The organism is Kocuria aegyptia (assembly GCF_039530085.1).
GTDB classification, from domain to species: domain Bacteria; phylum Actinomycetota; class Actinomycetes; order Actinomycetales; family Micrococcaceae; genus Kocuria; species Kocuria aegyptia.
Genome location: NZ_BAAAOA010000020.1, coordinates 19,022 through 33,524, shown reverse-complemented (window position 1 = coordinate 33,524; position 14,503 = coordinate 19,022). Strand labels below are relative to the sequence as shown.

The 14,503-nt window shown below is 73.2% G+C and carries 16 protein-coding genes; 9 read left to right on the top strand and 7 right to left on the bottom strand.

Going from position 1 to position 14,503, the window contains the following annotated elements; all coding sequences use genetic code 11:
• Positions 1 to 7: 7 nt before the first annotated feature.
• A complete protein-coding gene (locus ABD220_RS09940) occupies positions 8 to 805 on the top strand; it encodes a PTS sugar transporter subunit IIAB (protein WP_344122139.1) in 798 nt (265 codons plus the stop codon).
• A gap of 12 nt (positions 806 to 817) precedes the next feature.
• A complete protein-coding gene (gene ulaA / locus ABD220_RS09935) occupies positions 818 to 2,362 on the top strand; it encodes a PTS ascorbate transporter subunit IIC (RefSeq protein ID WP_344122138.1) in 1,545 nt (514 codons plus the stop codon).
• Between the two features lie 75 nt (positions 2,363 to 2,437).
• Here ulaA and ABD220_RS09930 read toward each other — a convergent pair whose 3' ends face one another.
• Positions 2,438 to 3,550, bottom strand: a complete 1,113-nt coding sequence (locus ABD220_RS09930) for an alanine racemase (protein WP_344122136.1) — start codon at positions 3,548 to 3,550, stop codon at positions 2,438 to 2,440.
• A 166-nt stretch (positions 3,551 to 3,716) separates the two neighbouring features.
• A complete protein-coding gene (locus tag ABD220_RS09925) occupies positions 3,717 to 4,661 on the bottom strand; it encodes an NAD(P)/FAD-dependent oxidoreductase (RefSeq protein ID WP_344122134.1) in 945 nt (314 codons plus the stop codon).
• A gap of 98 nt (positions 4,662 to 4,759) precedes the next feature.
• On the opposite strand from ABD220_RS09925, the gene ABD220_RS09920 reads away from it, so the two are divergent.
• Positions 4,760 to 5,410, top strand: a complete 651-nt coding sequence (locus tag ABD220_RS09920; protein ID WP_344122132.1) for a helix-turn-helix domain-containing protein — start codon at positions 4,760 to 4,762, stop codon at positions 5,408 to 5,410.
• A 42-nt stretch (positions 5,411 to 5,452) separates the two neighbouring features.
• Here ABD220_RS09920 and ABD220_RS09915 read toward each other — a convergent pair whose 3' ends face one another.
• A complete protein-coding gene (locus ABD220_RS09915; protein WP_344122130.1) occupies positions 5,453 to 6,832 on the bottom strand; it encodes an MFS transporter in 1,380 nt (459 codons plus the stop codon).
• Positions 6,833 to 7,061: 229 nt separating this feature from the next.
• Here ABD220_RS09915 and ppgK point away from each other — a divergent pair, with 229 nt between their 5' ends.
• The gene (ppgK, locus tag ABD220_RS09910; protein WP_344122128.1) at positions 7,062 to 7,922 is read left to right on the top strand and encodes a polyphosphate--glucose phosphotransferase; all 861 of its coding nucleotides are present in this window, start codon (positions 7,062 to 7,064) and stop codon (positions 7,920 to 7,922) included.
• A gap of 15 nt (positions 7,923 to 7,937) precedes the next feature.
• On the opposite strand, the gene ABD220_RS09905 is transcribed toward ppgK, so the two are convergent.
• Positions 7,938 to 8,129, bottom strand: a complete 192-nt coding sequence (locus ABD220_RS09905; RefSeq protein WP_344122126.1) for a hypothetical protein — start codon at positions 8,127 to 8,129, stop codon at positions 7,938 to 7,940.
• Between the two features lie 348 nt (positions 8,130 to 8,477).
• Between ABD220_RS09905 and ABD220_RS09900 the strand changes: the two genes are divergently transcribed.
• The gene (locus ABD220_RS09900; protein ID WP_344122125.1) at positions 8,478 to 8,825 is read left to right on the top strand and encodes a hypothetical protein; all 348 of its coding nucleotides are present in this window, start codon (positions 8,478 to 8,480) and stop codon (positions 8,823 to 8,825) included.
• A gap of 40 nt (positions 8,826 to 8,865) precedes the next feature.
• Here the strand turns inward: ABD220_RS09900 and ABD220_RS09895 are convergent, their stop codons facing one another.
• From ABD220_RS09895 to ABD220_RS09885, 3 genes are all read right to left on the bottom strand, one after another.
• Complete coding sequence (locus tag ABD220_RS09895; RefSeq protein ID WP_344122123.1) at positions 8,866 to 9,069, bottom strand: hypervirulence associated TUDOR domain-containing protein; 204 nt, start codon at positions 9,067 to 9,069, stop codon at positions 8,866 to 8,868.
• Between the two features lie 309 nt (positions 9,070 to 9,378).
• Entirely contained in the window at positions 9,379 to 9,708 is a 330-nt protein-coding gene (locus tag ABD220_RS09890) for a DUF3140 domain-containing protein (RefSeq protein ID WP_344122121.1), read from the bottom strand.
• Positions 9,705 to 10,346 carry a GntR family transcriptional regulator gene (locus ABD220_RS09885; protein WP_344122119.1) on the bottom strand — a complete coding sequence of 214 codons (642 nt, stop codon included), beginning with the start codon at positions 10,344 to 10,346 and terminating at the stop codon, positions 9,705 to 9,707. Before ABD220_RS09885 ends, ABD220_RS09890 begins: the two co-directional genes overlap by 4 nt.
• Before the next feature lie 126 nt (positions 10,347 to 10,472).
• Here ABD220_RS09885 and ABD220_RS09880 point away from each other — a divergent pair, with 126 nt between their 5' ends.
• The 4 genes from ABD220_RS09880 to madM are packed head-to-tail and all read left to right on the top strand — an operon-like array spanning position 10,473 to position 14,460.
• Positions 10,473 to 11,756, top strand: a complete 1,284-nt coding sequence (locus ABD220_RS09880; RefSeq protein WP_344122117.1) for a malonyl-CoA decarboxylase domain-containing protein — start codon at positions 10,473 to 10,475, stop codon at positions 11,754 to 11,756.
• Positions 11,753 to 13,279, top strand: coding sequence for an AMP-binding protein (locus ABD220_RS09875; protein ID WP_344122116.1), 1,527 nt, complete (start codon positions 11,753 to 11,755; stop codon positions 13,277 to 13,279). Before ABD220_RS09880 ends, ABD220_RS09875 begins: the two co-directional genes overlap by 4 nt.
• A 9-nt stretch (positions 13,280 to 13,288) precedes the next feature.
• A complete protein-coding gene (gene madL, locus ABD220_RS09870; protein ID WP_344122115.1) occupies positions 13,289 to 13,696 on the top strand; it encodes a malonate transporter subunit MadL in 408 nt (135 codons plus the stop codon).
• On the top strand, positions 13,693 to 14,460 hold the full coding sequence (gene madM, locus ABD220_RS09865) for a malonate transporter subunit MadM (RefSeq protein ID WP_344122114.1): 768 nt from the start codon (positions 13,693 to 13,695) through the stop codon (positions 14,458 to 14,460). Before madL ends, madM begins: the two co-directional genes overlap by 4 nt.
• Positions 14,461 to 14,503 lie beyond the last annotated feature (43 nt).

Genomic DNA, 14,503 nt, shown 5'->3' with positions numbered 1-14,503 from the left:
GAGAGACATGTCTGACATCAGTTCTCTGCTGGACCGCGCCTCCGTCCGCCTCGACACGGCGGTGGACGACTGGCGCGGCGCCATCGCACTGGCCGGCGAGCTCCTCGAGCAGCGGGGCGCGACCAGCGCCGAGTACACCCGGGCCATGATCGCCAGTGTCGAGGAGAACGGCCCGTACATCGTGGTCGCCCCGGGGTTCGCCTTCGCCCACGCCCGGCCCTCGGAGGCCGTGCACCGCACCGCGATGTCCTGGGTCCGGCTCGCCCGCCCGGTCGAGTTCGGACACGCGGCGAACGACCCCGTGACCCTCGTCGTGGCCCTCTCCGCGAAGGACCGGAAGGAGCACCTGCGGGCCATGCGGGAACTGGCCACCCTGCTGGGCTCGCCGGAGACCCGCGCCGCCCTGGACGCGGCGAGGACCCCCGAGGAGGTGCTCGCCGTGCTGGCGCAGGACGCGCCTGGCTCCTCCGCGGAACCGGCGCCGAGCGCGGAGCCGGCGACGGAGGCGGCCGCGGACAGCCGCAACAAGATCCTCACCGTCTGCGGCAACGGGCTCGGCACCAGCCTGTTCCTGAAGAACACCCTGGAGCAGGTGCTCGACCGCTGGGGCTGGAGCCGGTACCTCACGGTCGAGGCGACCGACACCATCTCGGCCCGCGGCAAGGCCAAGGAGGCCGACCTGATCCTCACCTCCGGCGAGATCGCCCGCACCCTCGGGGACGTCGGCGTCCCCGTGAAGGTGATCGAGAACTTCACCAGCACCACCGAGCTCGACGCCGCCCTGCGCGAGCTCTACGACGTCTAAGGCAGGCAATCCGTGAACTGGCTCGTCAGCATTCCCGAGTTCCTGGTCAGCGAGATCCTCGCCGTCCCGGCGTTCCTCATCGGCATCATCACCGCCGTGGGCCTGGCCGCCCTGCGCAAGAGCACCGGCCAGATCATCGGCGGCGCCATCAAGGCCACGCTCGGCTTCCTGCTCATCGGCGCCGGCGCCACCCTCGTCGTCGCCTCCCTGGAACCCCTGGGCGCCATGATCCTGGGCGCCACCGGCGCCCAGGGCGTGATCCCCACCAACGAGGCCATCGCCGGCATCGCCCAGGCCGAGTACGGGGCCCAGGTCGCGTGGCTGATGATCCTCGGCTTCGCCGTGAGCCTCCTGCTCGCCCGCTTCACCCCGCTGCGCTACGTCTTCCTGACCGGCCACCACGTCCTGTTCATGGCCACGATGCTGACCATCATCCTCGCCACCGCCGGGTACGACGGCTGGGTGACCGTGCTGCTCGGCGCCGTGCTCCTCGGCATCCTCATGGTGTCCCTCCCGGCGCTCGCCCACCCGTGGACCCGCCGGATCACCGGTGACGACAGCGTGGCCATCGGGCACTTCGGCACCGCCGGGTACATCGCCGCCGGAGCCGTGGGGCAGGTCGTGGGGAAGAGGAGCCGGTCCACCGAGGACACGAAGCTGCCGGAGGGGCTGCGCTTCCTCCGCGACTCCATGGTCGCCACCGCACTGTCCATGGCCCTGATGTACGTGGTGCTCGCCGTGCTCTTCCTCGCCCGGGCCGGGGCCGAGGAGGCCTTCACCGCGTTCGAGGGCGGCGCCACCGGCGTGGGCAACTACCTCATGATGTCGATCACCCAGGGCCTGCAGTTCGGCGTGGCCGTCGCCGTGATCCTCTTCGGCGTGCGCACCATCCTGGGCGAGCTCGTCCCGGCGTTCCAGGGCATCGCCGCCAAGGTGGTCCCGGGCGCCATCCCGGCCCTCGACGCGCCGATCGTCTTCCCCTACGCGCAGAACGCCGTGCTGCTGGGCTTCGTCGCCAGCTTCGTGGGCGGCCTGATCGGACTGCTCGTCCTGTCCGTCTGGCTCAACCCGGCCATCGGGCTCGCCCTGATCCTGCCGGGGCTCGTGCCCCACTTCTTCACCGGGGGCGCGGCCGGCGTCTACGGCAACGCGACCGGAGGGCGCCGCGGTGCCCTCGCCGGCGGCTTCGTCAACGGCCTGCTCATCACGTTCCTGCCCGCGTTCCTGCTCTCCGTCCTGGGCGCCTTCGGGGACGAGAACACCACCTTCGGCGACGCCGACTTCGGCTGGTTCGGGATCGCCGTGGGCTCCGCCGCCAAGATCGGGTCCGTCGGCGGGATCGTGGTCATCGCCCTGATCGGGCTCGCGGTGCTGGCCCTGGCGATCGCCGTGCAGCGCAAGGTGGTCGACACCCGCTGGGATCCGGCCGCCGGCCGCGCCTGGCCCGGGGCCGGCGGCGCTCCGGGGACCGCGGGCGCGGCGGCCGGCCCCTCCCGCGCGTTCCCCAAGATCGCCCCGCCGAAGGGCGCGCCGGCTCCGCCGCCGCCTCCGCGCTGATCCGCCGGCCCGGGGCCGCCGAGCGTCCGCCCGGCGGTCCCGGATCGTCCGATGACCGACCGCCGCAGCACGGGGTCAGCTGTTGCGGCCCCGCGCGGCCACGGTCCAGCGCTCCAGCAGCGTCCCGCCGCGCACCACGGCCACGTCGTCGACGAGGTTCATGGTCAGGCACACGTGGTTGGGGATCACGCGCAGGCGCTCGCCGAGGGCGGGCAGCGGGGCGTCCGCGGGCCAGACGACGGTGGCGTGGTGCTCCGACAGCGCCGTGATCCGCGCGTCCGGGTGGTCCATCAGCCGCCCGTATCCGGTGGCCCAGGCGGGCCGGTCGCTGCCGAGGACCTTGCTGCCGGCGTCCAGGACGACCCGCCGCGGCACCCCGTCCCCGTCCGCGGTCCCGCCCTCGTGCCGGCTGACCACGGTGGCGGCCACGGTCAGGGCGATGTCCTCGAGAGCACACCGGCCGAGCTCCAGCTGCTGGGCGTCGCCGAAGACGTAGACCCCCGGCCGCACCTCCGTGGCCGCGGTGCTGTCGGTCAGCAGCGCGCTGGGCGTGGAACCACCGCTGCGGCGCCGCACCGCGAAGCCCGCGGCCTCGAGCTGCCCGGCCGCCCGGTCCAGGGCCTGCTGCTCCTGTGCGGCGGCCTCGACCGGCATGCCCGGAGCGTAGCTGTGGCCCGGGAAGGTGAAGACACCCTCGACGCGCAGCCCGGCCCGGGCCGCGGCGCGGGCGACGTCCGCCGCGGCGTCCGGGTGCACGCCGCTGCGGTGGTGGCCGCTGTCGATCTCCACGAGCACGGCGATGTCCTCGGCCGCGTCCCCCAGCTGCCCGCCCATCGCCGCGGCGGCCTCGGCCGAGTCCACCCCGACGCTGATCCGGGCCGCGGCGCTCAGCCGGCGCAGGCGCTCCGCCTGCCGGGGCCCGACCCACAGCGGATACGCCACGAAGAGGTCCCCGGCCCCGTGCGCGGCGAAGACCTCGGCCTCCCCGAGCGTGGCCACGGTCAGCCCCGCCGCTCCCGCGGCGAGCTGCAGCGCCGCGATCTCCGGGACCTTGTGCGTCTTGGCGTGCGGGCGCAGTTGCAGCCCCCGCTCGCGCACGGCCGCCGCCATCCGCTCGACGTTGCGCTCGAGCACGTCCCGGTCGATGAGGACGTCCGGGGTGTCGACTTCTGCGGGAATGCGCTGCATGGGGCTCCTCGCCGCCGTCACGAACTGGTGAGCTCGGTCCATGCTACGACCCGGACGAGGCCTGGCGGCCCGAGCTCAGCGGGTCTTCCGCGCGAAGGACCTCCCGTCCTGGCCGGGTCCGAGAGCTCGGCGGGGCCCGGGCCGGTTCATCCGGTCGGGCCCGTCGTCAGACGGACGTCCGGGCGCGCACGGCGGCGGCCGCGTCCTCGGCCACGAGGTCCGCGTTGATCGCCGCGGCGGCGCCGACCCCCGCTCCTGCGGCGGAGGAGACCATTGCCGAGAGGTCACCGGCATTGCCGGCCGCCCACACGCCGGGGATCTCCGTGCTGCCCATCGGGCCCGTGGCGATCAGCGCCCCGGCGGGGTGGTCGGTCAGGGTGCCGCCGAGCTGCTCGTAGAGGTCGGCCCGGGCCGCGAACCGGGGCGCCACGACCAGGGCGTCCACCGGGATCTCCCGCCCGTCCGCGAGGACCACGGCGCGCAGCGCGTCGGCCACGATGCGCAGCCGCTGCACGGAGCCCTCGACCACCCGGACCCCGAGGGCGGAGAGCTGCTCCCACGCCTCGGCACCGGGGTCCGGCATCCGGTCCGGGAAGAAGGTCACGTCCTCGCTGAGCTGCCGGAACAGCAGCGTCTGGTGGATGCTCATGGGCCCCGCGCCCAGCACGCCGATGCGCCGGCCGCGGACCTCCCACCCGTGGCAGTAGGGGCAGTGCAGCACGCTGCGCCCCCACAGCTCCCGGACCCCGGGCACGTCGGGGAGCTCGTCGACCAGCCCGGAGGCGAGCAGCAGCCGCCGCGAGCGCAGTGTCCCGCCCCCGGCGAGACCGACCGTGAACCCGCCACCGTCGGCCCGGGCGGTGACGGCGCGGTCACGCACGATCTCCGCCCCGTACTGCTCCGCCTCCCGCCGGCCGGCGGCCAGCAGCTCCAGCGGTGGGATCCCCTCGCGGCCCAGAAGGTTGTGGGCCCCACCGGCCGGGGCGTTGCGCGGCTCGCCGACGTCGACGACCACCACCGAGCGCAGGGAGCGCGCCAGGGCGACGGCGGCGCTCAGGCCGGCGGCACCGCCTCCGACGACCACCACGTCATGGGTCAGCTCCGGGCTCATGGCACACCTCTGCTCTCCTGCACGGTCCTCCGGCCGGGAATCCCCGGCCACGGCACCACGGTAGACGCCCTGTGCGCGGTGAACATAGCATCTTGCCCATGGCGCAAGAACTTGATCTGGATGCCGTGATCCGCCGGCGCATCCGCGGCCTGCGGCTGGCCCGCGGCTGGTCCCTGGACGCGCTCGCGGCCCGGTGCCGGCTCAGCCCGTCCACGCTGAGCCGGCTCGAGACCGGGCACCGCAGGATCGCCCTCGACCAGCTGATGCCCATCGCCCGGGCCCTCGACACCTCGCTCGACCAGCTCGTCGAGTCCCCCGAGGACGAGGACGTGGTGATCCGGCCCCAGCCCAGCAGCACGCCGGGGCTGACCACGTGGCTGCTCTCCTCCGACCGTGCCCTGCACGGGATGACCGTGGCCAAGATGCGGATCCAGCCCGGCCGGCCGCCCGCCCCGGACCGGCTGGCGGTGCACCCGGGACGGGACTGGTTCACCGTGCTCTCCGGGACCGCCCGCCTGCACCTGGGCGAGCGGGTCATCGTGATCGAGGCCGGCCAGGCCGCGCAGTTCTCCACGATGGTCCCGCACGCCATCGTGGCGCAGGGCGGGCCCGTGGAGATCCTCACCGTGCTCGACCACGACGGCGAGCGCGCGCACCTGCACGCGGAGGACCCGTCCGGCGACCGGCTGGTGCGGGGCTCGGCCGGCCGTCCGGAGCCCGGCGGGGTCGATCGCGCCTCCGCCGAGTGACGTGCGCCCAGGGCTGGGCCCGAAGCGTGCGGGCGCCCCGGCTCAGGAGCCCGGCGCCGCCGGCGCCGTCTCGGTCCGCTCCGGGGACCCGCGCCGCGCCGCCGGCCCGGCCGGGCCCGGGAACCGCGGGATCAGCGCCACGGCCCCGGCGGCGACCAGCGCCACGGCGGCGAAGACGATGAAGTTCCACTGGAACGACAGGGCCGTCGAGCCGATCCAGCCGCCGATGAGCGGGCCGGAGATCGCGCCGATCCGGGCGAAGGACAGGGCCCAGCCGGTGGCGGTGGCCCGGGAGTGGGCGGGGTAGTACTCGGCCACCCAGCCGGTGAGCACCAGCGAGGTGGAGATCGAGCCGATGCCGGCCAGGGCCACGAACACGTAGTTGATCACGATGCTGTTGGGGAACATCAGCAACAGGATGCCCACCCCGCCCAGCAGGTAGAAGACCACCAGGACGAGCTTCTTGCCGTAGGCGTCCGCGGCGCGGCCCAGGGCGATGCCGCCGATGGCCGAGGCCAGGCTGAAGACCACCAGGAACGTCAGGGCCGGGCCGAGCTCGTAGCCGGCCGAGCGCATGATCGAGGGCAACCACGTGTTGAGGCCGTAGACCAGGACCATGCCGCAGAACAGGGAGACCCAGAAGAACACCGTGGCGATCAGGTAGCCGCCGGAGAACATGGCCGCCAGGGACTGCTTCCAGCCCACGGACCGTGCCTCCGCCTCCTCCGAGCGCACCGGCGTCCAGTCGCTCTCGACGAACGGGGCCACGTGCAGCCGCTCAGCCAGCCGGGCGGCCTCCTCGCGGCGGCCCTTGCCCACGAGGTACTCGAGGGACTCGGGCAGCAGCTTGGCCACCAGGGGCAGCAGCACCACGGGCAGGAACCCGACACCCACCACCCAGCGCCAGCCCAGCGTGGGCAGCAGGGCGATCGCCACGAGCGCGGCGGCCAGGATGCCGAGGGAGTAGCCGGAGTACATCAGGCCGTAGTTGAAGGAGCGGCGCCGCGGTGCCGAGTACTCGATGGTCAGGGCCGCCGCCACCGGGATGATCCCGCCCATGCCCAGGCCGCCGAGCAACCGGAAGAGCCCGAAGACCTCCGGGGTGGGGGCCAGTGCGGCGCCCAGCTGCATGGTGGTGAAGATGGCCATCGAGACCAGCAGCATCTTCTTCCGGCCGATCCGGTCCGAGAGCGTGCCGATGACCATGGCCCCGACGAGCATGCCGATGAGGGCGTAGGAGCCGAGCCCGCCGAGCTCCAGCGGCGTGAGATCCCAGGCCCGGTGCTCCGCGAGGGCCGGCAGGACGGCGCCGAGCACTCCGACGTCGTAGCCCTCGGCCAGGATCGCGAGCCAGCAGGCGAGCAGCACCCGGTTGGTGGTCTTCTGCGGCACGGGCCATGCGGCCGTGGGGGAGCTGGTCATGCGGGGAAGTCCTTCGAGAGGCGGCGGGACGCCCGGGCTCCGGGTGGGCGCGGGCGCTCGCGGGGTGGCCGGGACTCCTCGATTCTAGGGAACACCCGGGGTGGCGCGGGCCACGCCGGGCCAGTGGCGGGTTCCCCGCGAATAATTGCCGTCCCCGCCCGGTTGTACAGTCGACCAGGTGCCGTCCGCTCGAGGGCGTGCCGTCCCCGCCTCGATCCAGGACCGTGTGATGACCTGTGCCCTGCCGTCCGTCCGGACGCCCCCGACCGTTCCGTCCGTCTCCGCCGGGGGCGACGACGACGCCCGCTGCCTCGGGGTGGACATCGGCGGGACGACCATCAAGTACGCGGTGGTGGACCCGGTCCGCGGCACCACCGTCGGCCCGGTCCGCCGGGTGCCCACGCCCGCGCCGGCCACCCCGGCCGCGGTGGTGGCCGCCCTGCGCGGGGTCCTGGCGTCGCTGGAGGGTGCACCCGGGCCGGGCGGGCCCCTGGGTGGGGTCGGCGTGGGCGTCCCGGCCATCATCGACCACGGCATCGCGCGCTCGGCCGCCCACCTCGACGACTCCTGGATCGGCACGGACGCCCGGGAGCTGCTCGCCGCCGGGCTCGGGCGCGAGGTCGCGGTGCTCAACGACGCCGACGCCGCCGGGCTGGCCGAGGTGCGCTTCGGTGCCGCCCGCGGGGCGACGGGCACGGTGCTGGTGATCACCCTGGGCACCGGGATCGGCTCGGCGCTGTTCCTGGACGGGGAGCTGGTCCCCAACAGCGAGTTCGGCCACGTGTGGCTGGACGGTCGCGACGTCGACGGCTGGGCCGGCGCCTCCGCCCGGACGGCGGAGGCCCTGGACTGGCCGACCTACACGGACCGGCTCCAGCGCTACCTGTCCCACCTCGAGCTCCTGATCTCGCCCGACCTGATCGTCCTCGGCGGGGGCATCAGCGAGCGGCACCAGGAGTTCCTGCCCCACCTGCGGCTGCGCGCCCGCGTGGCCCCCGCGCAGCTGCGCAACGCCGCCGGGATCGTCGGCGCCGGCCGCCAGGCCCACGTCGGGGCGGTGCGGGCGGCCGGCCTCGGCGGAGGCCGCTGAGCCGGAGCGGGGCGATCAGCCCCGGGTGTGCTCGGGCATCGGGGGAGCGGCCTCGGGCCGCGGGAGAGTCTGCCGGGTGTCCCGCGGGCCGGCGCTCCCCGGCGTGGACGTCCCCGTGGTCCTCCGCTCCGGCAGTGCGCCGCGGCGCGCCCGGTCCTGCTGCTCCAGCTCGCAGAGCGCGGCGCTGTTCATGTTGATCGTGATCACGGTGTCGACCTCTCGTAGCTCATGACGGCGAATGTATGCGGGACTCGGGGCCGCGCCGCCGCCATCGGTGCGTTCCGTGCGTCACAGTCGGCCGGTCCGCGCATCAGCGCTGGTGGGGAGGGGGTCGTGGCACTGGCGTGGGAGGAATTGTGACGCCGGGCGACGGCCGGAACGCCGGTGCCTGAAAGTTCGTGCACCCGGGACGGCGGGCCCTGGACCGATGAGAAAGCCCCTTCCCCTGTGTGACCTGGCTCTCTATCATGGATGTCGACAGCGTCGTCGAGCACCCCGCCCGGCATCAGGGCCCCCTGGACGTCCTGATGCGCTCGTACGACTGGAGAACCCCCCATGAGCATTTCCGAACTGACCACTGTCCCCGACGACACGGGATCCCTCGACGTCCTTCCCGGCATCGGCGTGGGACCGGTCGTGGACCCGGTCTCGTCCATCACCGTCTCCGACGTGGCGCGCTACCGCATGCGCACCGACCGCGCGGGGCTGGACGTGCGTGCGGGCGAGGTGGTGCTGTGCGCGCCCTACCACCCGGTCGAGCTGGGCATGGTGGTGCTGGTGCGCTGCGAGGCCGACGGGTACAGCCCGGGCGCCCTGGTCCCGGCGAACGACGTCGAGTACCTCGAACCGGCAGGACAGTCCTTCGGCCCGTTCGTCTGGGACACGCCCGGCGTCCGCGGCTGAGCGCCGCTGTCCGCTCTCGGGCTGCTGAGCCCGTCGCCGGTCACGCCTCGGTGAGGGCGTCCGCCTTGTGGGTCGCGCGCGCCCCGGAGCTGTCGGACTCCACGATGTAGTGGGGGTCGTCCGCGCTGGCGCGGTACGTGCGGCCGTCCAGCTCGAAGTCCTCGGTCTTCTTCTCGACCACGGTGCCCTCGGTGGTGCCTTGCGGGGTGTTCCACGTGACCTTGGTGCCCTTGCTCAGGCTCATCTGCTGCTCCTCCGCTCGCCGGTGCCGGTGCACGGACGACCCCGGGCGGCCTTCGGACCCGGTGCCCGGCCGTGCCCGAGCACGCTCCTCAGCCTACGGGGCGGACGGCGGCCCGGCGACTCCCGGCCGAGCGCGGCGTGCGGCCGTGCCGCGACGGCTGAGCCGTTGCGACCGGGATCCAGTCGCCGGGCGGTGCTGCTGCCGGATGGCGTCTCCCCGGCGGTGCTGCTGCCGGGGCGAGACGCCCACGGCGGGGAAGAGCGGGTCGGCGCCGCACGCACCGCCCTCGAGCGCGGCCGGTCCTCGGGCTCAGTCCTCGAGCGGGTCGTGGCCCCAGTTCATCAGGGAGTAGCGCCACCGGGTCTCCCGCACGTCACCGTCGGGCCGCTGGGGCAGGTGGCGGTCGACGTAGCCGACCACCTTGCGCATGTGCTCGTGGTCGGCGTCGGTACGCTCGTCCTTCGGCTTCTGCAGGATCTCCACGATGCGCCGTCCGGAGCGGTGGCCCACGGACTCCCCGCCGTCGTCCTGGCCCACCGAGGTGGACTCGTCGGTCTCCAGCCACGCCGACAGCTGCCCGGCGGTCATGTTGACGGCCTCGTCGAAGTCCTCGGCGGTGGTGTCGTTGCTGCTGCTCATGCCTCGCTCCTCAGGACCAGCTCGGTGTACTCGTCTCCCTGGATCTTCACGTGCGCCCGCGCCCGCGCCCTGGCTGCTTCCGCGTCGTGCCCCAGGATGGCCTCCGCGATCGCCCGGTGCTCGTCCAGGCTCCTGGCCATTCGGTCGCCCACGCGCAGCTGGAGGCGGCGGTAGACCTCCAGGACGCCCTGCAGCTTCTCCGTCTCGGCGCGCAGGAACTCGTTGCCGGAGCCTGCGTAGATCGCCCGGTGGAAGCGGCTGTTGGCGTCGTAGTAGCCGTCCGGGTCGTCCTCCTGCACGAAGCGCCGGCAGGCCTCGAGCCACGCGGTCATCTCCGCGGCCGCCTCCGGGGGCATCCTCCTGGCCGCCAGTTCGGCGCAGAGGCCCTCCAGGTCCGCCATGACCTCGAACCGCTCCGCGAGCTCGCGCACGCTCAGCCGGGAGACGAACGTCCCGTGCTTGGGCCGGATCTGCACCATGCCCGAGTTGCTCAGGTGCTGGAGCGCATCGCGGACCGGCGTCCTGGAGCATCCGTACTCCGCCGAGATGCTCGTCAGGTCCAGCTTGTCGCCCGGCCGGTAGCGGCCGGCGACGATGGCCTCCTCCAGGCCCCGCCGCACGCGCACGGCTTCGCTCATGGTTGCTCCTTCGACGGCTGAGCCCAATCTATCCCAGCGGAACTGTGGCGCAGCTCACAGGAATGCTCTACAGTTCCCTCTTATATACAACAGCGCACGAGATATATACATCATCAGGAGCTGAGCATGGACGCTTCACCCCACCTGCCGAGGGAGCTGACCGAGCAGTGCGCCGCGCTGCTCGACGTCGGCGACGGCCACTTCAAGCCGACCCTGGCCTCCTCCGTGCTGGACGCCTTCGAGGAGCTCGACCCCGAGGGGCGGGCCGCGTTCTTCCACCACCTCCACGGCAACCTGGTGGCGGACCCGGCCGCCGTCGACGACGCCATCGCCCGGTGGCGGGACGCCCCCACCCAGCAGTCGGCCCAGCAGCTGCACGCGGCCAGCGAGTCACCGCGCCAGGCGCTGCTGCGGGCCCTGAACCTCGCCGAGGACGGCACCTTCCGCCTCGTCACCATGCGCTCGCGCTTCCTGGAGGTGCTGGCAGAGCACCCGGAGCTCGAGCCCGTGGACCAGGACTTCCTGCACCTGTTCCGTTCCTGGTTCAACGCCGGCTTCCTGGCGCTCCACGAGCTCTCCTGGCACTCCCCGAGCTCGCTCGTGGAGCACATCCTCCAGTACGAGGCCGTCCATCCGCTGGGCGGCTGGGCGGACCTGCGGTCACGGCTGGAGCCGGCGGACCGCAAGTGCTTCGCCTTCCTGCACCCCTCCATGGGGGACCGCCCGCTGATCTTCGTCGAGGTGGCCGTGACCGAGGACGTCCCCGCCTCGACGGACTTCATCACCGACCTCGGCCGGGCTCGGCAGAGCTCCGCCCGGACGGTGGCGACGCTGTACTCCATCAACAACACCTTCCCGGGCCTGCGCGGCATCCCGTTCGGCAACCACCTCATCAAGCAGGTGATCGCCCACGTGCGGCGGCACGACCCGGAGGTCACCACCTTCGTGACGCTCTCGCCGGTGCCGGGCTTCCGCCGGTGGCTCGAGACCCAGCCGGCCGACGGGGCCGGGGGCCGGCGTCTGGCCGAGGAGGCGGACGCGGCCCTCCGCCCCGGGGCCCCGGTCGGCGCCGTCGCCGCGCTCCGGCCGGCCATCGTCGCCGCGGCCCGCAGCTACCTCCTGGGCGGCACCGACGGCCGGGGCAGACCCCTGGACCGCGTGGCCCGGTTCCACCTGGGCAACGGTGCCGTGCTGGACCGCATCAACTGGCCCGCGAGCGCCGAGCAGCACGTCCTCGACCAGTCCTTCGGGCTCATGGTCAATTACCTCTACGACGCTCCGGGCGACGTCGACGGCGACGGCGGCGAGCGCGACAGGACCGAGCGGCACAGGACCGAGCGGGTCCCCGCGACGGCGTCCTCCGCCGCGGGAGCGGCCCACCGACAGACCACCACCGAGGAGACCACATGAAGACCATCCACCAGCTGTTCGAGGAGGCCGTGGCGAGGCACGGCGACAAGGCGCTCACCGTCGAGCCGGACGGGCGCCGCCTGAGCTACGCCGCGGTCCACGAGCTGACCGAACGACTGGCCGGGACCCTGATCGCCCTCGGCGTGCGGCCCGGCGACCGGGTCGCGGCCAAGGTCGAGAAGCTGCCCGAGGTCATCGCGCTCTACCTGGCCACCCTGCGCGTCGGCGGCATCTACCTGCCGCTGAACACGGCCTACACCGGCAGCGAGCTCCAGTACTTCGTCGAGGACGCCCGGCCGGCGCTGTTCGTCTGCAGCCCCGGAGAGGAACAGGAGCTGGCCGGGCGCAGCCCCGGCGGCGTCTCCTTCGCGTCGATGGGCCCGCACCGGACCGGCACGCTGTTCGCGCAGGAGGACGCCCGGCCGGCACCTCCGGTCGACGTCGAGCCCGACGCGCCGGCGGCCATCCTCTACACCTCGGGCACGACCGGGCGCTCCAAGGGCGCCGTGCTCACGCACCGCAATCTCGCCAGCAATTGCGCCACCCTCACCGAGGCGTGGGAGTACACGCACGACGACGTGCTCATCCACGCGCTGCCGATCTTCCACATCCACGGGCTCTTCGTGGCCGTCAACATGTCGGTGACCACCGGGGCCACCATGCACTTCCTGCCGAAGTTCGACCCGCAGGCGATCCTCGACCTGATGCCCGGGTCCACGGTGCTCATGGGGGTGCCCACGTTCTACACTCGGCTGCTCCGGCACCCGGAGCTGACCGCCGAGCGCGCGCGGAGCATGCGGCTGTTCGTCAGCGGGTCGGCGCCCCTGACCGCCGAGACGCACCACGAGTGGCAGGCCCGCACCGGCCACGCCATCCTCGAGCGCTACGGCATGACCGAGACCGGCATGATGTGCTCCAACCCCTATCGCGGCGAGCGCCGGGCCGGAACCGTCGGCCCGGCGCTGCCGGGCATCGACATCCGCGTGGTCGAGCGCGGGACGAACACCCAGCTCCCGGCCGGGGAGGTCGGCTCGATCCAGGTCTCGGGCCCCAACGTCTTCCGGGAGTACTGGAACAAGCCGGAGAAGACCGCCGAGGAGTTCACCGGCGACGGGTACTTCATCACCGGGGACCTGGGCGTGATCGGCGACGACGGCTACCTCTCCATCGTCGGCCGGGACAAGGACCTCATCATCTCGGGCGGCTACAACATCTACCCCAAGGAGATCGAGGAGCTCATCGACGAGCACCCCTCGGTGCGGGAGTCGGCGGTCGTCGGCGTGCCGCACCCCGACCTCGGGGAGGTGCCCATCGCCGTCGTCGTGCCCGAGGGCGCCGCCCCCGCGGACCCGGAGGAGATCCTCGAGGCCGTCCGACCGCGGCTGGCGCGGTTCAAGCAGCCGCGGGCGGTCGAGTTCGCCGCCGAGCTGCCCCGGAACGTGATGGGCAAGGTCCAGAAGGCCGCGCTGCGCCAGGACCATGCCGGCCTGTTCCAGCAGGCGCCGACCGGACCGACGAGCTGAGGGGCGGACATGATCATCACAGGCGTAGCGGTACTGGCCGGGTGCTTCCTGGCCGGCATGCTGATCGGTGAGTTCCTGGGGCTGCTCATGGGGGTCGACGCCAACGTGGGCGGCGTCGGCTTCGCGATGGTCCTGCTGGTGCTCGTCACCCACCGGATGCGCCGGGCCGGCATGCTGCCCTCGGCGACCGAGCAGGGCGTGTTCTTCTGGAGCGCGATGTACATCCCGATCGTGGTGGCCATGGCGGCCACGCAGAACGTGGTCTCCGCCGTGGCCGGCGGTCCCATGGCGCTGCTGGTCGGACTCGCCGCCCTCGTCGCGGGGGCCGCCCTGGTGCCGGTCCTCGCCAGGATCGGGGGCCAGGCGGAGCCGCTGCCTCCCCTGGGGCGCGAGCAGGAGATGGAGGAGGTCGCATGAACGACGTCGTCGCAGGACTGCTGGAGGCCAACGGCCTCGTCTTCGCCTTTCTCGTGGTCGGGGTGCTCATCCTCGTCTCGAACCACCTCTCCCGGAGGCTGACCCGTGGCCGGCTCCAGGGCTCGGCCATCGCCATCACCGTGGGGCTCGTCCTCGCCTACTTCGGCGGCCTGCACACCGGGGGCGAGCGCGGCCTGGCGGACGTGGCGATCTTCGCGGGCGTCGGCGTCATGGGCGGCGCCATGCTGCGCGATTTCGCCATCGTCTCCACGGCCTACGGGGTGGACCTGGACGAGATCAAGAAGGCGGGGCTCACCGGGGTGCTCGCCATCCTGCTGGGCGTCTTCGTCTCGGCGGTCGTCGGCGCCGCCATCGCAGCCGGCTTCGGCTACACCGACCCCGTCAGCATGGCGACGATCGGGGGCGGCGCGGCCACGTACATCGTCGGCCCGGTCACCGGGACGGCGCTGGGCGCGAGCAGCGAGGTCATTGCGCTCAGCGTCGCGGCCGGTCTGGTCAAGGCGGTGGCCGTCATGGTCGGCACCCCGCTCATCGCCCCGCTGATCAAGCTGGACAACTACAAGTCGGCCATGGCGTTCGGCGGGCTGATGGGCACCACCTCGGGGGTGGCCGGCGGACTGGCCGCCACCGACAAGCGGCTGGTGCCCTACGGCGCCATGACCGCGACCTTCTTCACGGGTGTGGGGTGCCTGCTGGTGCCCTCGGTCTTCTACTTCGCCCTGGTGCTCGTCACCGGCGGCTGAGCCGCCGGCATCGGCCCTGGGGTCGCCCCCGTTCCTGCCGGGA